The organism is Stenotrophomonas sp. SAU14A_NAIMI4_8, assembly GCF_003086695.1.
Classification (GTDB): Bacteria; Pseudomonadota; Gammaproteobacteria; order Xanthomonadales; family Xanthomonadaceae; genus Stenotrophomonas.
The window spans coordinates 2,925,787-2,944,044 of sequence record NZ_CP025999.1 but is presented as its reverse complement, the minus strand read 5'-3'; the positions used below and the strand labels follow the sequence as shown (position 1 = coordinate 2,944,044).

Here is an 18,258-nt window from a genome sequence, read left to right as displayed (position 1 = left end):
AAGACGTGTCGAACTGGCCCCTACTCAGTGTCCTCATCTGGCTGCCGATCATCGGCGGTGCCCTGATTCTTGCGATCCGTGATGCGCAGACCGCCCGCTGGGCGTCGCTGGGCGTCGCGCTGCTGACCTTCGCGGCAAGCCTGCCGCTGCTGGCCGGCTACGATCCGGGCATCGATGCCCTGCAGTTCGTCGAGACCCACGCGTGGATCCCGGCGTACAACATCGGCTACAACCTGGGCGTGGACGGCATCGCCGTGGCGCTGATCCTGCTGACCACGCTGGTCAGCGTGCTCGCCCTGATCGGTGCCTGGAGCGCGATCAACAAGCGCGTGAACCAGTACGTGGCGGCCTTCCTGATCCTGGAAGGCGTCACCGTCGGCATCTTCGCTGCCACCGACGCGATGCTGTTCTACGTGTTCTTCGAAGCGATGCTGATCCCGATGTTCCTGATCATCGGTGTCTGGGGCGGCCCGCGCCGCATCTACGCAGCGCTGAAGTTCTTCCTGTACACCTTCCTCGGCTCGGTGCTGATGCTGGTGGCGCTGATCTACCTGTACATGAAGGGCGGCAGCTTCCAGCTGGCCGACCTGTACGCGCTGCAGCTGTCGGCCACCGAGCAGACGTGGATCTTCTTCGCCTTCCTGATCGCCTTCGCGGTGAAGGTGCCGATGTTCCCGGTGCACACCTGGCTGCCGGACGCGCACGTGGAAGCGCCGACCGCCGGTTCGGTCATCCTGGCCGCCATCGCCCTGAAGATCGGTGGCTACGGCTTCCTGCGCTTCAACCTGCCGATCGTGCCGGACGCGTCCAACGAGTGGGCCTGGCTGGTCATCGCCCTGTCCCTGATCGCGGTGATCTACGTCGGCCTGGTCGCCCTGGTGCAGGACGACATGAAGAAGCTGATCGCCTATTCGTCGATCGCGCACATGGGCTTTGTCACCCTGGGCACCTTCATTGCACTGTGGCTGGTGCGTGAGGCCGGCAACGCCGACGCCGCCCGCCTGGGCCTGCAGGGTGCGATGGTGCAGATGATCTCGCATGGCTTCGTGTCCGGCGCGATGTTCTCCTGCGTGGGCGTGCTGTACGACCGCATGCACAGCCGCCGCATCGCCGATTACGGCGGCGTGGTGAATGTCATGCCCTGGTTCGCCACCTTCGCCATGCTGTTCTTCATGGCCAATGCAGGCCTGCCGGGCACCAGCGGTTTCGTCGGTGAATTCATGGTCATCCTGTCGGCCTTCCAGCGGAACCCGTGGATTGCCCTGGGCGCGGCCACCACCCTGATCATCGGTGCGGCTTACACCCTGTGGCTGTACAAGCGCATCTTCTTCGGTGAAGTGGCCAACAGCCACGTGGCCGAACTGAAGGACATCAACGGCCGCGAATGGCTGGTGCTGGGCGTGTTCGCCGTCGGCGTGCTGGCTCTGGGCATCTACCCCAAGCCGCTGACCGACCTGATGGAGCCCTCGATCGCCAAGCTGGCCATGCAGATCGCATCCAGCAAGCTGCTGTAATTCCAGGATTTGATGATGACCACCTCGCCGCTGCTGCCATTGACCGCCGCCGACCTGCCACCGCTCGCCCCCGAGCTGGTGCTGATCGGCAGCGCCTTCGCCCTGATGATCCTCGACCTGTTCGTCAGCAACCGGAACAAGATCGTCACCCATCTGTTCTCGCTCGCGGCGCTGGCCGTGGTGCTGTTCATGCTGGCTACCGGCGTGGGCGGGCAGGGCGAGGTCTTCCACGGCATGTTCGTGCGCGACACGGCGGCCGACGTCATGAAGACCGGCATCGTGCTGCTCAGCGGCCTGACCCTGGTCTACGGCTGGCGCTACCTGCGTGACCGCAACCTGTTCCAGGGCGAAATCCCGGTGCTGATCCTGTTCGGCACCGCCGGCATGATGATCCTGGTCTCGGCCGGCAGCCTGCTGATGGTCTACCTGGGCCTGGAACTGCTGGCCCTGTGCTCCTACGCCCTGGTGGCCAGCAACCGCGACAACGGCCTGGCCTCGGAAGCGGCGATGAAGTACATCGTCCTCGGTTCGCTGGCCTCTGGCCTGCTGCTGTACGGCATGTCGCTGATCTACGGCGCCACCGGCAGCCTGCACCTGGATGTCATCCGTGACGCCATCCCGCACTCGGAAGAGCGCGTGCTGCTGATCACCGGTGCGGTGTTCATGATCGCCGGCGTCGCCTTCAAGCTCGGTGCCGCGCCGTTCCACATGTGGCTGCCCGACGTGTACCAGGGTGCCCCGGCCCCGATCGCGCTGTTCATCAGCTCGGCACCGAAGCTGGCCGCGTTCGGCATGGCCTACCGCCTGTTGGAAATGGGCGTGGGCCCGCTGTCCACCGAGCTGCAGATGCTGATCGGCGGCCTGGCCGCGGTGTCGCTGGTGCTGGGCAACCTGATGGCAATCGCGCAGAGCAACCTGAAGCGCATGCTGGCCTTCTCCACCGTCTCGCACATCGGCTTCCTGCTGATGGGTATTGCCGGTGGCGGTGCGCAGGGCTATGCCGCCGCGCTGTTCTACGCACTGGCCTACGCCATCATGTCCACCGCCGCCTTCGGCGCGATCATCGCCCTGTCGCGTGCGGGCTTTGAAGCCGAGAACATCGAAGACTTCAAGGGCCTGAACGCCCGCAACCCGTGGATGGCCGGCCTGGTGCTGTGCATCATGGCGTCGCTGGCCGGCATTCCGCCGTTCCTGGGCTTCTGGACCAAGCTGGCCGTGCTGGGCGCTGCCATCAACGGCGGCCTGCTGTGGCTGGCCATCCTGGGCGTGCTGTGCGCCGTGGTGGGCTGCTTCTACTACCTGCGTGTCATCAAGGTCATGTACTTCGATGAGCCGGTGGGCGAGGCCATGCCGCGCAGCAACGACCGCGTGCTGGGCGTGGTGCTGGGCGTGAACGCCCTGGCACTGCTGGCCCTGGGCCTGTCCTGGAACCCGATCATGCTGTGGTGCCAGAAGGCTTTTGCGCATCTTGCATAAAAGTTGACACAAAGCTGCGCGATTCGTGTAATATGCGCAGCCTGAGTTGTCACTGCAGCGGTTCAGCCAGAACATCGTTGCGGTAGCCCTCCTCGAAAGAGCAGGGCAGCAGTTCAAACACTTCCGGTGCGGGGTGGAGCAGTCTGGCAGCTCGTCGGGCTCATAACCCGAAGGTCGCAGGTTCAAATCCTGCCCCCGCTACCAACTTCATATCGGCGCCAACCGGTTTGATGAACGAGGGAAGGCTTGCATGTTTTGAAGTCATCGCTCATAATTCCGCTTCTGATGCGGGGTGGAGCAGTCTGGCAGCTCGTCGGGCTCATAACCCGAAGGTCGCAGGTTCAAATCCTGCCCCCGCTACCAAGTAAAGAGATCGCCTTCGAAGTCCTGCTTCGAAGGCGTTTTTCTTTGGTGGTCTGCGTCGTTTTCGCTGGGTTGGGGTCAGATCCCTTTTCCAGAGGAAAAGGGATCTGACCCCTGGCCCGAACCTTGCACCAGCGCGGTGCAACCGCTATCATCAGCGGCCTAGCATTACCCCTGAAGGCGGTCTCCCATCGGGAGTCCGGACCCGGAAGGAGGGCCGCAGCTCGCTGACACACGGTGCTGCAACCGGAATCCAGTCACCGGAGTCTTTCCGGAAAAGGGGCCCTGCGGGCCCTTTGTCGTTTCCGGGGCGTCATGTTTCCCCGCCGGCCGTGGCCGGCACCCAACCAAGAGATCAAGGCAGGCTGTGAGCGACAAGGCAACCGACATCGCGAATCTGCTCGCCCCGACCGTTGTGTCGCTGGGCCTGGAGCTGCTGGGCGTTGAATATCTGCCGGCCCCCGGCGGTGCAACCCTGCGTCTTTACATCGACGTGCCGCTGGCTGAGCAGCCCGAGCGCATCATCAACGTGGACGACTGCGAGCGCGTCAGCCGCGAAGTGTCCGCACAGATGGACGTGGAAGACCCGATCAGCGGCAACTACACGCTGGAAGTATCTTCGCCGGGCGTTGATCGCCCGCTGTTCAACCTGGAACAGTTCGGCCGTCACCTGGGCGAAATGGCCAAGGTCGTGCTGAAGCTGCCGCAGGACAACCGTCGTCGCCTGCAGGGCCGCATCGAGGCGACCGACGAGGCCGCAGACACCATCACCTTCATCGTCGACAAGACGGAAGTGGTGGTCTCGGCCGACAACATCGACAAGGCCCGGATCATGCCGGACTGGGTTGCCCTGGGCCTGGCCCCGAGCAAGCCGACCGGCCCGGCGCCGAAGCGTCCGAAGACGGACAAGAATTCTTCTTCCAACGAGCCGGCGGCAAAGAAGCCGCGCGCGGAGTGAGCCAATGAGCAAGGAACTGTTGCTGGTAGTGGACGCGGTCGCCAACGAAAAGGGCGTGCCGCGTGAAGTGATCTTCGATGCCATCGAGGCCGCCCTGGCCTCGGCAGCGAAGAAGCGCTATCCCGACGAGGAAGTGCTGACCCGCGTGGTCATCGACCACAAGGATGGCAGCTACGAAACCTACCGCCGCTGGGAAGTGGTGGCCGATGACGTGGTCATGGAGTCGCCGGACCGGCAGATCCGCCTGATGGACGCCGTCGACGAAGCCGAAGGCGTGGACGTCGGCGACTACATCGAAGAGCAGATCGAAAACCCCGATTTCGGCCGTATCGCCGCCCAGGCCGCCAAGCAGGTGATCGTGCAGCGCGTGCGCGAAGCCGAGCGCCAGCAGGTGGTCGATGCGTGGAAGGACCGCGTGGGTGAGCTGATCACCGGTGTGGTCAAGCGCGCCGAGCGCGGCAACATCTACGTGGACCTGGGCGGCAACGCCGAAGGCTTCATTCCGAAGGACAAGGGCATTCCGCGCGACGTGCTGCGCGCCGGCGACCGCGTGCGCGGTTACCTGGCCGAAGTGCGTTCGGAGCCCCGCGGCCCGCAGCTGTTCATCAGCCGCGCCGCACCGGAATTCATGATCGAGCTGTTCAAGCTGGAAGTGCCGGAAGTCGGCCAGGGCCTGGTGGAAATCAAGGCCTGTGCCCGCGATCCGGGCGACCGCGCCAAGATCGCCGTGCTGGCTCACGATACCCGTACCGATCCGATCGGTGCCTGCATCGGCATGCGCGGTTCGCGCGTGCAGGCCGTGTCCAACGAGCTCAATGGCGAGCGCGTGGACATCGTGCTGTGGAACGAGAGCCCGGCCAACTTCGTCATCAACGCCATGGCGCCGGCCGAAGTGCAGTCGATCATCGTCGATGAAGACAAGCACTCGATGGACCTGGCCGTGGCCGAAGACCGCCTGGCCCAGGCCATCGGCAAGGGTGGCCAGAACGTGCGCCTGGCCAGCCGCCTGACCGGTTGGCAGCTGAACGTGATGACCCAGGACCAGGTCACCGCCAAGTCGGAAGCCGAGCAGGCATCGGCCCGCCAGCTGTTCATGGACAAGCTGGAAGTGGACGAGGAAATCGCCGGCATCCTGGTGACCGAAGGCTTTGGCACGGTCGAAGAAATTGCATATGTCCCGGTCGGCGAACTGCTGGCCGTGGAAGGTTTCGACGAAGACATCGTCGAAGAGCTGCGCGCTCGTGCCCGCGATGCGCTGCTCAATGAGGCCCTGGCAGTCGAAGAAGGCCTTGAAGACGGCCAGCCGGCGCAGGACCTGCTGTCCCTGAAGGGCATGGACGAAGCCACCGCGTATGCGCTGGCCGGCCACGGCGTGCGTACCAGCGAGGAGCTTTCCGACCTGGCCGCCGACGAGGTCATGGACTTCGGCATTGAAGGGCTGGACCAGGAGCGCGCCGCGGCGCTGATCCTGGCCGCGCGTGCCGAGGAGATCGCCCGACTGGAACGCGGCGAATGAGCCGGCAATGAACAGGGCCCTGAGCCGATCAGGGCGTAGAATCCGCGCCACCTCCATCTGCGGGGGGGCGCCCACAAGATCATAGGATCCGAATGTCGCAGCAAACCACCATCCGCAAGCTTGCCGAACTGGTCAACACACCGGTCGAGAAACTGCTGGAACAGCTGGCCGGTGCCGGCATGAAGTTCAGCGGTCCCGACCAGGTCGTGACCAGCACCGAGAAGGTGAAGCTCCTGGGCTTCCTTCGTCGTTCGCACGGCAAGCCCGAGCAGGCCCCGGAAGAGACCGATCAGTCTGCAAAGAAGATCACCCTCAACCGCCGGAAACAGCAGGAAGTGACGGTCAATTCCGGTCGCAGCAAGACGACCGTGAATGTCGAGGTGCGCCAGAAGCGTACCTACGTCAAGGATGGTGCTCGCCCGATGACGCCGGACGAAGAGCGCGCCGACATCCTGCGCAAGCTGGAAGAGTCGCGCGCCCGCAACCTCGCCGAACAGCAGGCCCTGGCCGAGAAGGATCGTCTGCGCGACGAAGCCATCGTCCGTGCCCGTGAGGAAGAGATTGCGGCCAAGGAACGTGCAGAGGCCGAAAAGAAGGCTGCCGAAGAAGCGGCGGCCGCCGCCAAGGCTGCCGAGGCGGCTGCCGCCACCAAGCCCAAGCGCGCGCCGATCGACGAAACCGCGCCGCGTCCGCCGCGTACGCCGGCCGCCGCTCCGGCTGCGCCGCGCAGTGCGCCGCCGCCGCCGCGCAGCGACGACCGCAACAACCGCAACGCGCCGCGCAACGAGCGTGGCCCGGGCGATCGCTTCGCCGGCCAGATGCATCTGTCGGCGGCCGACCGTGCGCGTCGTGGCAACAGCAACAACAGCAACAACCGGGGTCGTCCGGGTGGTCGCAACCAGAGTGGCGGCCGTCGTGACATGTCGCGTGGCGGCAACAACGCCGGTCCGCACGCCTTCGAGCGTCCGACCGCACCGGTCGTGCGTGAAGTGGCGATCGGCGAGACCATCACTGTGGCCGACCTGGCGCAGAAGCTCGCGCTGAAGGGCGGCGAGGTGGTGAAGGCGCTGTTCAAGATGGGCGTGATGGCCACCATCACCCAGTCCATCGACCACGACACCGCGGCGCTGGTGACCGAAGAACTCGGCCACAAGGCGATCCGTGCCAATGACAACGACGCCGAAGACGCACTGCTGGCCTCGACCGGTGAAAACCAGGGCGAAGCCGTGCAGCGTCCGCCGGTGGTCACCATCATGGGCCACGTCGACCACGGCAAGACCTCGCTGCTGGATTACATCCGTCGTACCAAGGTTGCCCACGGCGAAGCCGGCGGCATCACCCAGCACATCGGTGCGTACCACGTTGATACGCCCAAGGGCGTCATCAGCTTCCTGGATACCCCGGGCCACGCCGCGTTCACCTCGATGCGTGCCCGCGGTGCCAAGCTGACCGACATCGTGGTGCTGGTGGTGGCGGCCGACGACGGCGTCATGCCGCAGACCAAGGAAGCGATCCAGCACGCCCGCTCGGCCGGTGTGCCGCTGATCGTGGCGATCAACAAGATCGACAAGTCCGGCGCCGACCCGATGCGCGTCAAGAACGAGCTGCTGTCCGAGCAGGTCGTGGCCGAAGAGTTCGGCGGTGACATCCAGATGGTGGAGATCTCGGCCAAGACCGGCCTGGGCATCGACGACCTGCTGGACGCCGTGTCGGTGCAGGCCGAACTGCTGGAACTGAAGGCCGTCGACGAAGGCCGCGCCTCGGGCGTGGTGATCGAATCGTCGCTGGACAAGGGCCGTGGCCCGGTCGCTACCGTGCTGGTGCAGCAGGGCCGCCTGAAGAAGGGCGATTACCTGGTGTGCGGCATCCAGTACGGCCGCGTGCGTGCGCTGTTCGACGAAACCGGCAAGCAGCCGGAATTCGCTGGCCCGTCCATCCCGGTGCAGGTCCTGGGCCTGTCCGGCGTGCCGGAAGCCGGTGATGACTTCGTGGTGGTCGAGGACGAGCGCCTGGCCAAGGACGTTGCCCAGCAGCGTGAGACCAAGCGCCGTGAATCGCGCCTGGTGGCCACCGCTGGCAGCCGCATGGAAGACATCATGGCGACCCTGGGCAAGGGCGAGGGCCAGCAGGTCCTCAACCTGGTCATCAAGGCCGACGTGCAGGGTTCGGTGCAGGCGCTGAGCCAGGCACTGGTCGCGCTGTCCAACGAAGACATCCGCATCAACGTGATCCACTCCGGCGTGGGCGGCATCACCGAATCGGACGCCAACTCGGCGGCCGCTTCGAAGGCCACCGTCATCGGCTTCAACGTGCGTGCAGATGCTTCGGCCCGTCGCATCATCGAATCCAACGGCGTGGATCTGCGTTACTTCTCGATCATCTATGACGTGATCGACCAGGTGAAGCAGGTGGCCTCCGGTCTGCTGGGCGTGGAAATCCGCGAAGAGATCATCGGTATCGCCGAAGTCCGCGACGTGTTCCGCAGCTCCAAGCTGGGCGCCGTTGCCGGCTCGATGGTCATCGAGGGCGTGGTCAAGCGCAACAAGCCGATCCGCGTGCTGCGCGACAGCGTGGTCATCTTCGAAGGCGAGCTGGAATCGCTGCGCCGCTTCAAGGAAAACGTCGAGGAAGTCCGCAACGGTACCGAATGCGGTATCGCGGTGAAGGCCTACAACGACGTGAAGCCGGGTGACCAGATCGAGTGCTTCGAGCGTATCGAAGTGCCGCGCACCCTGTAATGCTGCAAGGTGGCCGGTCTTCACGGACCGGTCCGCCAACCCGGTGGGGCCCGACCTTGGTCGGGTTACCATCCCTGGTAGTGCCCGACCTTGGTCGGGTCACATTCAAATCAAGAGCCTGACCGCGTGCCCAAAACCTTCCATCGAACCGACCGTGTCTCCGCCCAGCTGCGCCGTGAACTCGGCACCCTGGTGCACAACGCCGTGCGCGAGCATGGGTTGCCCTCGGTGAGCGTGTCCGACGTGGAAATCACCCGCGACATGGCCCATGCCAAGGTGTTCGTCACCGCGCTGATGCCGGAACGTTCGGCCGAAGCAGTGAAGGGCCTGCGCGAGCTGGGCTATCGCCTGCGCATGGACCTGGCCCGGGCGATGAAGCTGCGCCACGTGCCTGAGCTGCATTTCCACTACGACGACTCGGTCGATCGTGGTGAGCACATCGACAACATCCTGCGCGACCTGCCCGATACGCTGGCCGCAGAGAAGCGTCGCAAGAGCGACGAAGAATAACCGCGCATTGCGCGCACGCCGGGCATGGCCCGGCGCTACCGGCGGCGTCCGCCGACATCAACGTCATGACCCGAATTCAGTTCCGCCGTCTGGATGGCATCCTGCTGCTCGACAAGTCGACCGGCATGAGCTCCAACGCCGCCCTGCAGGTGGCGCGCCGCCTGTTCCGTGCCGAGAAGGGTGGCCACACCGGCAGCCTGGACCCGCTGGCCACCGGCCTGCTGCCGCTGTGCTTTGGCGAAGCGACCAAGATCGCTGGCCTGCTGCTGGGCTCTGCCAAGGCCTATGACGCCGAGGTCGTGCTCGGCCAGACCACCGACACTGATGACGCCGAAGGCCAGGTGCTGCTGCAGCGCCCGGTGCCGGCCATCAGCGCCGACGCCCTGCAGGCCGCGCTGGCCCCGTTGACCGGCAGCATCCGCCAGCGCGCACCGATCTATTCGGCGCTGAAGCAGGGCGGCGAGCCGCTGTATGTGAAGGCCCGCCGCGGCGAGGCCATCGAAGCCCCGGAGCGTGAGGTCCAGGTGCATGCCATCGAGGTGCTCGAGCAGCAGCCCGAGCGCCTGCGCCTGCGCGTGACCTGCGGCTCGGGCACCTACATCCGCAGCCTGGCCCGTGACCTGGGCGAGGCCTTGGGCTGCGGCGCGCATATCAGTGCGCTGCGCCGGCTCTGGGTCGAACCGTTCCGTGATCCGGTGATGGTGACCCTGGACCAGCTGCGCGCCATGGTCGAGGCCGGCGACGAGGCCGGCATGGAGGCGCTGCTGCTGCCGCTGGCGGCCGGCCTGGCCGAGTACCCCCGGGTCGAACTGGATGCCGAACAGGCCCACCGCTTCTGTGTCGGGCAGCGCCAGCGCGATGCCGCCTGGCCCCCGGGGCTGGTGGCCGTATACGGGCCCGATGGCACCCCGCAGGGCCTGGGACAGGTGGATGCCGGTGGCCTGCTGGCGCCGCAGCGCCGCTTCAACCTGTAACCGGGGCGGGGCGCATTCAGCCCCGGTCCTTGTTCCGCCGGGCCCCGACCGTTACAATTTCGCGGCCGTTTTCCGGCAGCCTGCTCCGGCAGGTTTCATCCTCGTAGTCCACGGCGAGCCTGGCGGTGCGCGAAGCGCGTTCCTGCCGGCCACGCATCACAGAGAAAAAAGAAATGTCGATCGACACCCAGAAGGTCATTGAAGACAACAAGCGCAGCTCGGCTGACACCGGCTCCCCGGAAGTGCAGGTCGCCCTGCTGACCGCCCGCATCGAGCTGCTGACCGGCCACTTCAAGACCCACAAGAAGGACCACCACAGCCGCCGCGGCCTGCTGCAGATGGTCAACCGCCGTCGCAGCCTGCTCGACTACCTGAAGAAGAAGGACGTCGAGCGTTACAAGGCCCTGATTGAAAAGCTTGGCCTGCGTCGCTAAGCAACGAATCCCCCGCGGCGCAGCGATGCGCCGCGGTTTTGTTTTGTAGCACCGCAATCCCCGATTCAGGCCGGAACGATCCGGCCACCCGCAGGCGGCAAGGGTCGCCGACGGTCCAATTCGCAGACAGCATCCCCAAGGACACCCTCCGTGGCAAAAATCACCAAAACCTTCCAGTACGGCAAGCACACCGTCACGCTTGAGACCGGCGAAGTCGCCCGCCAGGCAAGCGGCGCCGTCATCGTCAAGATGGACGACACCGTACTGCTGGTCACCGCCGTCGCCGCCAAGAGCGCGCGCGAAGGCCAGGACTTCTTCCCGCTGACCGTCGATTATCAGGAAAAGTTCTACGCCGGCGGCCGTATCCCGGGTGGTTTCTTCAAGCGTGAAGGCCGTGCGACCGAGAAGGAAACCCTGATCTCGCGCCTGATCGACCGTCCGATCCGCCCGCTGTTCCCGGAAGACTACAAGAACGAAGTGCAGATCATCGCCACGGTCATGTCGCTGAACCCGGACGTGGACGGCGACATCCCGGCCCTGATCGGCGCCTCGGCTGCCCTGGCTCTGGCCGGCACCCCGTTCATGGGTCCGATCGGCGCTGCCAAGGTCGGCTACAAGAACGGCGAGTACATCCTGAACCCGACCGTCAGCGAACTGGCTGACTCGCAGCTGGAACTGGTCGTCGCCGGTACCTCCAACGCCGTGCTGATGGTTGAATCCGAAGCCGCGCTGCTGTCCGAAGAAGTGATGCTGGGCGCCGTGACCTTCGGTCACCGCGAAATGCAGAAGGTCATCAACGCGATCAACGAGCTGACCGTCGAAGCCGGCACCAAGCCGTCGACCTGGGAAGCCCCGGCCAAGAACGACGTGCTGATCGGCGCCCTGAAGGAAGCCATCGGCCCGCGCCTGGGCGAAGCCTTCCAGGTGCGCGACAAGCTGCAGCGCCGCGACGCCATCTCGGCGATCAAGAAGGACGTGGTCGAAAGCCTGGCTGGCCGCGTGGCCGCCGAGGGCTGGAACCCGGCCGAGCTGTCGAAGGAATTCGGCGAGCTGGAATACCGCACCATGCGTGACTCGGTGTTGGACACCAAGGTCCGCATCGACGGCCGTGCGCTGGACACCGTCCGCCCGATCGCCGTGAAGACCGGCGTGCTGCCGCGTACCCACGGTTCCTCGCTGTTCACCCGCGGCGAAACCCAGGCCATCGTGACCATCACCCTGGGCACCGCCCGTGACGGCCAGGTCATCGACGCCGTTGCCGGTGAGTACAAGGAAAACTTCCTGTTCCACTACAACTTCCCTCCGTTCTCGGTGGGTGAGTGCGGCCGCATGATGGGCCCGAAGCGCCGTGAAATCGGCCACGGTCGCCTGGCCAAGCGCGGCGTGCTGGCTGTCATGCCGTCGCTGGAAGCCTTCCCGTACACCATCCGCGTCGTCTCGGAAATCACCGAGTCGAACGGTTCCTCGTCGATGGCCTCGGTCTGCGGCTCGTCGCTGGCCCTGATGGACGCCGGCGTGCCGGTGAAGGCCCCGGTGGCCGGTATCGCCATGGGTCTGGTCAAGGAAGGCGATCGCTTCGTCGTCCTGTCCGACATCCTGGGTGACGAAGATCACCTGGGCGACATGGACTTCAAGGTGGCCGGTACCGCTGAGGGCATCTCCGCCCTGCAGATGGACATCAAGATCGAAGGCATCACCGAAGAGATCATGAAGCAGGCGCTGCAGCAGGCCAAGGCTGGCCGTCTGCACATCCTGGGCGAAATGGCCCACGGCCTGACCGCTCCGCGCGAAGAGCTGTCGGACTACGCGCCGCGTCTGCTGACCATCAAGATCCACCCGGACAAGATCCGCGAAGTGATCGGCAAGGGTGGTTCGACCATCCAGGCCATCACCAAGGAAACCGGCACCCAGATCGACATCCAGGACGACGGCACCATCGTCATCGCCTCGGTCAATGCCATCGCTGCCCAGGCCGCCAAGGCCCGCATCGAGCAGATCACCTCGGACGTCGAGCCGGGCCGCATCTACGAAGGCAAGGTCGCCAAGATCATGGACTTCGGTGCGTTCGTCACGATCCTGCCGGGCAAGGACGGTCTGGTCCACGTGTCGCAGATCTCCAGCGATCGCGTCGAGAAGGTCGGCGACGTGCTGAAGGAAGGCGACGTGGTCAAGGTCAAGGTGCTGGAAGTCGACAAGCAGGGCCGTATCCGCCTGTCGATGAAGGCCGTGGAAGAAGGCGAAGGCGCCAGCGCCGAGTAATCGACCTCCGGTCGATGACGGTAGGTGTCAACCGTGGTTGACACCCCACCGCCGCCACCCCGGTAGGTGTCAACCTTGGTTGACACCCCACCGCTGGCATCGCAATCATGAAAAAGCGGGCTTCGGCCCGCTTTTTCTTTGTCTGCGCTCCGCCCCGTTCTTGCCGCTATGCTGCGGCCATGGACAGCCTGCGCCTGCTCGACCTGGAGATCGATCGCCCGTCGCAACGGGTCAGTCGTGACGGCGAGGTACTGCCCGTCAGCGGCCTGAGCTGGACCCTGTTGGACGTGCTGCTGGCCCATGGCACCGACGTCGTGGATTTCGACACCTTGGCCGCCCAGGTATGGGCGCCGGCCGTGGTGGGCGAAGACGCGATCAGCCAGCGGGTGAAGCTGCTCCGCCAGGCGCTCGGTGACGACGGCCGCAATCCCCGTTACATCCGCTCGGTGCGCGCGCGCGGCTACCAGCTGTGTGCGCCGCCGCTGCCGGTCCAGGCCCCCACGCCGCGCGCCCGCTGGCGCCGCTGGGCCGCGCTGTTCGCCTCGATGGCCGCGTTGCTGGCGGTCGCTGTCGGACTGTTGTTCTGGTCACGGCCTGCGCCGCAAGGCGCCGCGCAGTCGCTGCTGCAGCGCGCCGACTATTACGCCGGCATCGGCCAGGCCAGCAACAACGAACGGGCGATCAGTCTGTACCGGCAGGCCCTGCAGGCCGATCCGGAATCCACACCGGCCCGGCGCGGCCTGTCACGCGCGCTGTCGGCGCAGGGCTGCCTGTTCAATGGCAGCCCTGCGCAGATGAGGGAGGCGCTGGCATTGGCCGAGCAGGAGCGCCGGCGCGCGCCGCGCGAGGCCGCCACGCATGCACTCTGGGGCTACGCGCAGGATTGCCTGGGTGACATGCGCCAGGCCATGGCCGGCTACCGCCACGCCATCGAGCTGGACCCTGGCGACGAACGCAGCCGCGCGTCGCTGGCCTACCTGCAGCAGGAGCGCGGCGAGCTGGCCACCGCACTGCGCCAGAACCTGTCGTTGAAGGCGCCCGAACGCGTGCGCTTCCGTGACGTACAGGTCGCGCGCGAACTGGAACTGCTCGGCTTCACCCAGGCGGCGGGGCAGCGTCACGCGCGCAACTTCCAGCTGTACCCGGACAATGTCTTTTCGAACATCGCCTGGCCGCGCAGCCTGTACCTGGCCGGCGCACCGCAGCAGGCGCGGCAGGCGCTGGACGAAGCCCTGGCACGTGGCACGCCGCACCCGCAGCTGCGCCGCCTGCAGGGGGAACTGGCGCTGTTGGCCGGTGACCCCGCAGCAGCGGCCCAGGCCTTCGAGCTGGGCCGGCAACTGCGGCCGCAGCAGTCGCTCGGCCAGACCCTGGCGGCCCTGCATGGCGCGCAACCGGCGCAGGCGGCATGGATCAGCCAGCGCCTGCAGCAACTGGGTGACCAGGCAGGGGCAGGGGATGGCTGGCCCGATGCCGCCATCGAGCGGGCGCTGCTGCTGCAGGCCCTGGGCCAGACGGACCACGCCGTGGCGGCACTACAGCAGGCCGTCGACGACGGTTTCCGCGACGTGGCCTGGCTGCGTACCACGCCGCTGTTCGTGCCCCTGCGCGGCGCACCCGGCTGGCCGGCACTGCTGCAGCGCCTGGAAACCGACATCGCCCGCCAGCGCGCGCAGGTACTGGCCGCCGCCTGGCGGCCAGATGACCTGGCCAGCCTCAGTGCAGCGCCGGCAGCAGGAACTCGGTAAGGATGCGCCGCGATTGCGGGTGGGCGAAGCTGCGGTTGAACGCTTGGGTCGTGACGACCGCCACCGCGCGTTGCTCGGGCAGCACGAACACGTAGTTACCGCCGTTGCCGGACATCGCCCACACCGTGCGCGGTGCACCCTGCGCGTCCAGTTTCAGGCCCCACCACTGGTAGCCGTAATCGCTGCCATCGGAGGTGGTCGCCTGCGCCTGCACCATCGCCTCGATGTAGTCCTGCGGAACCAGCTGCTGGCCCTGCCAGCGGCCCCGGTCGAGCACCAGCTGCCCAAGCCGGGCCAGATCGCGGCTGCGGTAGCGGGTCCCGCCGCCGCCCATGCCGATGCCTTCCGGTGAACGGTTCCAGTGGCGCTCGGTAATGCCCAGCGGGCGCTCCAGCGCAGTGGCGGCAAAGTCGGCCAGCGGCTGCCCGGTGGCCTGTTCAAGCACCGCGCCCAGCACGAAGGAATTGGCGGTGCAGTAGGCGAACGCGCGGCCGTGCGGGCTGTCCTGCGGGCGCTGCATCCACGGCGCGAAGCCTTTCACCGGCAGGCCCAGGGCAAAGTCCAGCCAGCGTTCGCCCACGTACATGCGTTCCTCGTTGCCGGCCGAGAACGGATTCTCGTCGTCGCATTCCCACAGGCTGCTCATGGTCAGCAGGTCCTGCACGGTGGTGGCGCGCAGGCGGGGGTCAATGCTGTGGCTGGCGGTGTAGGCCGGGAAGTAGTCGTACACGCGGGCCTGCACGCCCGGAAGCCGGTGCTGGCCGATGGCCGCGCCGACCAGCAGTGCGGTCACGCTCTTGCTGGCCGAACGCACGTCATGCAGGGTCTGCGCGTCGGCACCGTTGAAGTAGCCCTCGTAGACCACCTTGCCTTCGACCTGCAGCAGCACGCTGCGCACCTGCTTGAGCTCATCGCTGGCGATGGCCTGTTCCAGCGCCTTCAGGCGCGCCGTATCCAAGGGGGCTGCGGTGCAGGGCAGGGTGGTGCACAGCAGCAGGACGAGAAGGGTGATCGTGCGCATCGGCAAGGCTCCGTTGAAGGGAGCCCTGATTCGGCCAGCGTGCCGTCTGAAGTGCTGGAAATCCGGCTGAAGAATTCTGAAAGCCCGGTGTGGCGGGCCTCTGCAGGTAGCGTAGAGCTTGCTCGACTGCCCTTGAGATTGCGCCGACAGCAGTCGAGCAAGCTCGACGCTACGCGTCCTCCCCCAGCCACCAGACCTGGCCCGGCGCGGGATCACTCAGCGACTGCTCGCGCTGTTCGATGGCCTCCAGCACGCGCCCCGGCCCCGCCGCCGTCCACGTTGCCAGCAGCTTCTCCACCGCAGCCCGACCCTGCGCGGCGACGCCCAGATCGCGCTCGCGCTTCCAGGTGCCGTCATCAGCTGGCGTTGCCTCGCTGTCGTGCTGGTGCGGGGTGCCGTAACTGCAGCGGCGGCACAACCGACGGATGTTGGCAGTCCAGTCCTCGACCATGCCGATGCCAGGCAGCGTCATCGCCTCCAGGGCAGCGATGTCATCGGCTGAATCGCAGTGCACGAACACGGTGAAGGTCGCCATGTCCGACCGCTGCAGGCGCTGCATGGCGTTGAACACCGGCACGTCCTGTCCGCCGTAGGTGCGATGGCCGGTCGATGCGCCGTCATGCAGCACGATGTCGCCGAAGCGGAAGCCGCTTTCGGGCAGTGGAACGTTGTCGATGCGTGCCCGCACCGGATCGATGCGCGTCATGTACACCACTTCGGCGTCCGACCAGGGCGCCAGGCGTACGCAGGCCACGCCGAAGTTGCCTTCGATCGGGCCTTCGCCTTCCGGCAGGGTGATGCCACAGCGGTTCCACTGCCGGCGTGCTTCAACCCAGTCGCCGGCGCCGGTCGCGGCAATAGCGGCATTCCACGCAGTGGCTTCGTCAAACGCATCGCGCCGTTGTTCCGACTGCAGGTTGTCGCGCAGCGACGCGTGCCAGTCACGCAGGTATTTGTGGGCCAATCCGCGCATGTAGTGCAGATGGGAAATCTCGGGCGTCTGTTCGACGAGTTCGCCGAACAGGCTGGCTGCATAGCGCAGGTCGCCGTCGTCGAACGCTGCATAGGCACGCGCTTCCAGTGCCTGCAGCTTCTCCAGGTTTTTGTCGTCCAGCAGTTCGCCGTCTGTGGGGTGGTCTGCGGTCATGTCCATGTGCCGTTGAAATTCCAGCGCCACCATAGCGCAGGCGGGTCGCATGCTGTCCTGCAGTGACCGGTTTTCTGCGCGGGCCGGCCCCGCCTCTGGCTGCTCGCGGCAACCCGCGCATGTCCAGCGGACGACATCACCGGACATCCGCGCTGCAGTGCCAAGCGTTTGCTAACGTGGCTGCGTCATTGATCCGGGAGATTCCATGTTCCGCCAGTCCGTCGCCGTCCTTGCCGTGCTGATTGCCGGCGCACTGCCCACGGTTGCATGGGCCGCGCCCGCACAGCCGCCTGTTCTCGGCGCGTACTATCCCGGTGGCTCGGCCGAGCGCTACCCGGTGTCGCGCATTCCGGCCGAGCGCCTGACCCACCTGTTCTACGCGTTCTCCACCATCGAGGACGGGCGCTGCACGGTCGGCGCGGAAGCGCCGCAGAACTTCGCCGCACTGGCCGAGCTGAAGAAAGCCCATCCGCACCTGCGCACGCTGATCTCGATCGGCGGCTGGGGCGCGGGCGGGTTCTCCGACGCGGCGCTGACCGCGGCCAGCCGCAAGCGCCTGGTCGATTCATGCATGGCGCTGTTCTTCGAACGCCATGCAGGCAGCTTCGATGGCGTGGACATCGACTGGGAATTCCCGGTCAGCGGTGGACCGAAGGAGCTGGCCCATCGCCCGCAGGATCGCGCCAATCTGACCCTGCTGGCGCAGGCCTTCCGCGTGGCGCTGGATGCGCGCGGCCGCAAGGCAGGGCAGCCGATGCTGCTGACCGCGGCGCTGGCCGCCGGTCGCCTGCAGACCGATGGGCCCTACGACCCGGCGGCGAGCTATGACCTGCCGGCGTTGGCCGCGGTGTTCGATTTCATCAACCTGATGAGCTATGACATGGGCACGGGCTTCTCGGCGGTGTCCACCTTCAATGCGCCGTTGCATGAAGTGCCGGCCGACCCGCTGGCACCGGAACTGCGGCGCTGGAACAACGTGGCCGGCGCGGTGCAGTACTACCGCGAACACGGCGTGCCGGCGCACAAGCTGGTGCTGGGCGTGCCGTTCTATGGTCGCGGCTTCAAGGTCACCGGCGATGCCGCCGACGGCCTGTACCAGACCTATAGCGCACCGGCCGATGCCGGCGACTGGCGGGTGATCAAGGCGCGTTATCTGGACCAGCCCGGGTGGGCGAAGCACTGGCAGCCGCAGGCACAGAGCCCCTGGTTGTACAACGCCGAACAGAAGGTGTTCATCAGCTACGAAGACCCGCGTTCGATCGGCCTGCGCGCGCAGTTCGCGCGTGCGCAGGGCCTGGCCGGCGTGTTCATGTGGGAGCTGACCGGCGACGACGAACAGGCCAGCCTGCTCAATGCCATGCTGGCGCCGTGGCAGAAGGCCCGCGTCGGCGATTGAGCCGCCCCGGCAGCGAATGGACGCGCCCTCGGACCCGGCGTGCCGTCTGATGCTTCTGGGCCACGAACGCGCCTTTGTAGAGTCGAGCTTGCTCGACTGCTCTTGGCGCGATGTGTATCGAATGCAACAGCAGTCGAGCAAGCTCGACTCTACCGGGGCATCGCCGTGGCAGAAGGCCCGCGTCGGCGATTGAGCCGGCGCTTG

13 protein-coding genes and 2 tRNA genes are annotated in these 18,258 nt (G+C 66.3%); 13 read left to right on the top strand and 2 right to left on the bottom strand.

The annotated features are described in order from the left end of the window. Positions 1 to 5: 5 nt before the first annotated feature. From C1930_RS13615 to C1930_RS13560, 12 genes are all read left to right on the top strand, one after another. Positions 6 to 1,514: an NADH-quinone oxidoreductase subunit M gene (locus C1930_RS13615; RefSeq protein WP_108750214.1), complete on the top strand. Its 1,509-nt coding sequence runs from the start codon at positions 6 to 8 to the stop codon at positions 1,512 to 1,514. 15 nt (positions 1,515 to 1,529) lie between these two features. Continuing rightward, positions 1,530 to 2,990, top strand: a complete 1,461-nt coding sequence (nuoN, locus tag C1930_RS13610; protein WP_108757771.1) for an NADH-quinone oxidoreductase subunit NuoN — start codon at positions 1,530 to 1,532, stop codon at positions 2,988 to 2,990. Between the two features lie 127 nt (positions 2,991 to 3,117). Continuing rightward, a tRNA-Met gene (locus C1930_RS13605) sits at positions 3,118 to 3,194 on the top strand. 82 nt (positions 3,195 to 3,276) lie between these two features. Then, positions 3,277 to 3,353: transfer RNA gene (locus C1930_RS13600), tRNA-Met, on the top strand. Positions 3,354 to 3,720: 367 nt separating this feature from the next. Continuing rightward, positions 3,721 to 4,311, top strand: a complete 591-nt coding sequence (gene rimP / locus C1930_RS13595; RefSeq protein ID WP_108753687.1) for a ribosome maturation factor RimP — start codon at positions 3,721 to 3,723, stop codon at positions 4,309 to 4,311. 4 nt (positions 4,312 to 4,315) lie between these two features. Then, positions 4,316 to 5,827, top strand: a complete 1,512-nt coding sequence (nusA, locus tag C1930_RS13590; RefSeq protein ID WP_108750211.1) for a transcription termination factor NusA — start codon at positions 4,316 to 4,318, stop codon at positions 5,825 to 5,827. Positions 5,828 to 5,919: 92 nt separating this feature from the next. After that, the gene (gene infB, locus C1930_RS13585) at positions 5,920 to 8,565 is read left to right on the top strand and encodes a translation initiation factor IF-2 (protein WP_108771959.1); all 2,646 of its coding nucleotides are present in this window, start codon (positions 5,920 to 5,922) and stop codon (positions 8,563 to 8,565) included. A gap of 126 nt (positions 8,566 to 8,691) precedes the next feature. Continuing rightward, positions 8,692 to 9,075: a 30S ribosome-binding factor RbfA gene (rbfA, locus tag C1930_RS13580; protein WP_108750209.1), complete on the top strand. Its 384-nt coding sequence runs from the start codon at positions 8,692 to 8,694 to the stop codon at positions 9,073 to 9,075. A gap of 65 nt (positions 9,076 to 9,140) precedes the next feature. Beyond that, positions 9,141 to 10,049, top strand: coding sequence for a tRNA pseudouridine(55) synthase TruB (gene truB / locus C1930_RS13575; RefSeq protein WP_108756776.1), 909 nt, complete (start codon positions 9,141 to 9,143; stop codon positions 10,047 to 10,049). A gap of 173 nt (positions 10,050 to 10,222) precedes the next feature. Next, complete coding sequence (gene rpsO / locus C1930_RS13570; protein WP_005410445.1) at positions 10,223 to 10,483, top strand: 30S ribosomal protein S15; 261 nt, start codon at positions 10,223 to 10,225, stop codon at positions 10,481 to 10,483. Between the two features lie 150 nt (positions 10,484 to 10,633). After that, complete coding sequence (gene pnp, locus C1930_RS13565) at positions 10,634 to 12,742, top strand: polyribonucleotide nucleotidyltransferase (protein WP_108750207.1); 2,109 nt, start codon at positions 10,634 to 10,636, stop codon at positions 12,740 to 12,742. A 179-nt stretch (positions 12,743 to 12,921) separates the two neighbouring features. Then, the gene (locus C1930_RS13560; protein WP_108756775.1) at positions 12,922 to 14,490 is read left to right on the top strand and encodes a winged helix-turn-helix transcriptional regulator; all 1,569 of its coding nucleotides are present in this window, start codon (positions 12,922 to 12,924) and stop codon (positions 14,488 to 14,490) included. Here C1930_RS13560 and C1930_RS13555 read toward each other — a convergent pair. After that, positions 14,459 to 15,511, bottom strand: a complete 1,053-nt coding sequence (locus C1930_RS13555) for a serine hydrolase (protein WP_108771958.1) — start codon at positions 15,509 to 15,511, stop codon at positions 14,459 to 14,461. The two genes, C1930_RS13560 and C1930_RS13555, sit on opposite strands and share 32 nt — an antisense overlap. 169 nt (positions 15,512 to 15,680) lie before the next feature. After that, the gene (locus C1930_RS13550; RefSeq protein ID WP_108771957.1) at positions 15,681 to 16,664 is read right to left on the bottom strand and encodes a hypothetical protein; all 984 of its coding nucleotides are present in this window, start codon (positions 16,662 to 16,664) and stop codon (positions 15,681 to 15,683) included. Positions 16,665 to 16,863: 199 nt separating this feature from the next. On the opposite strand from C1930_RS13550, the gene C1930_RS13545 reads away from it, so the two are divergent. Continuing rightward, complete coding sequence (locus C1930_RS13545) at positions 16,864 to 18,054, top strand: glycoside hydrolase family 18 protein (RefSeq protein ID WP_108771956.1); 1,191 nt, start codon at positions 16,864 to 16,866, stop codon at positions 18,052 to 18,054. Positions 18,055 to 18,258 lie beyond the last annotated feature (204 nt).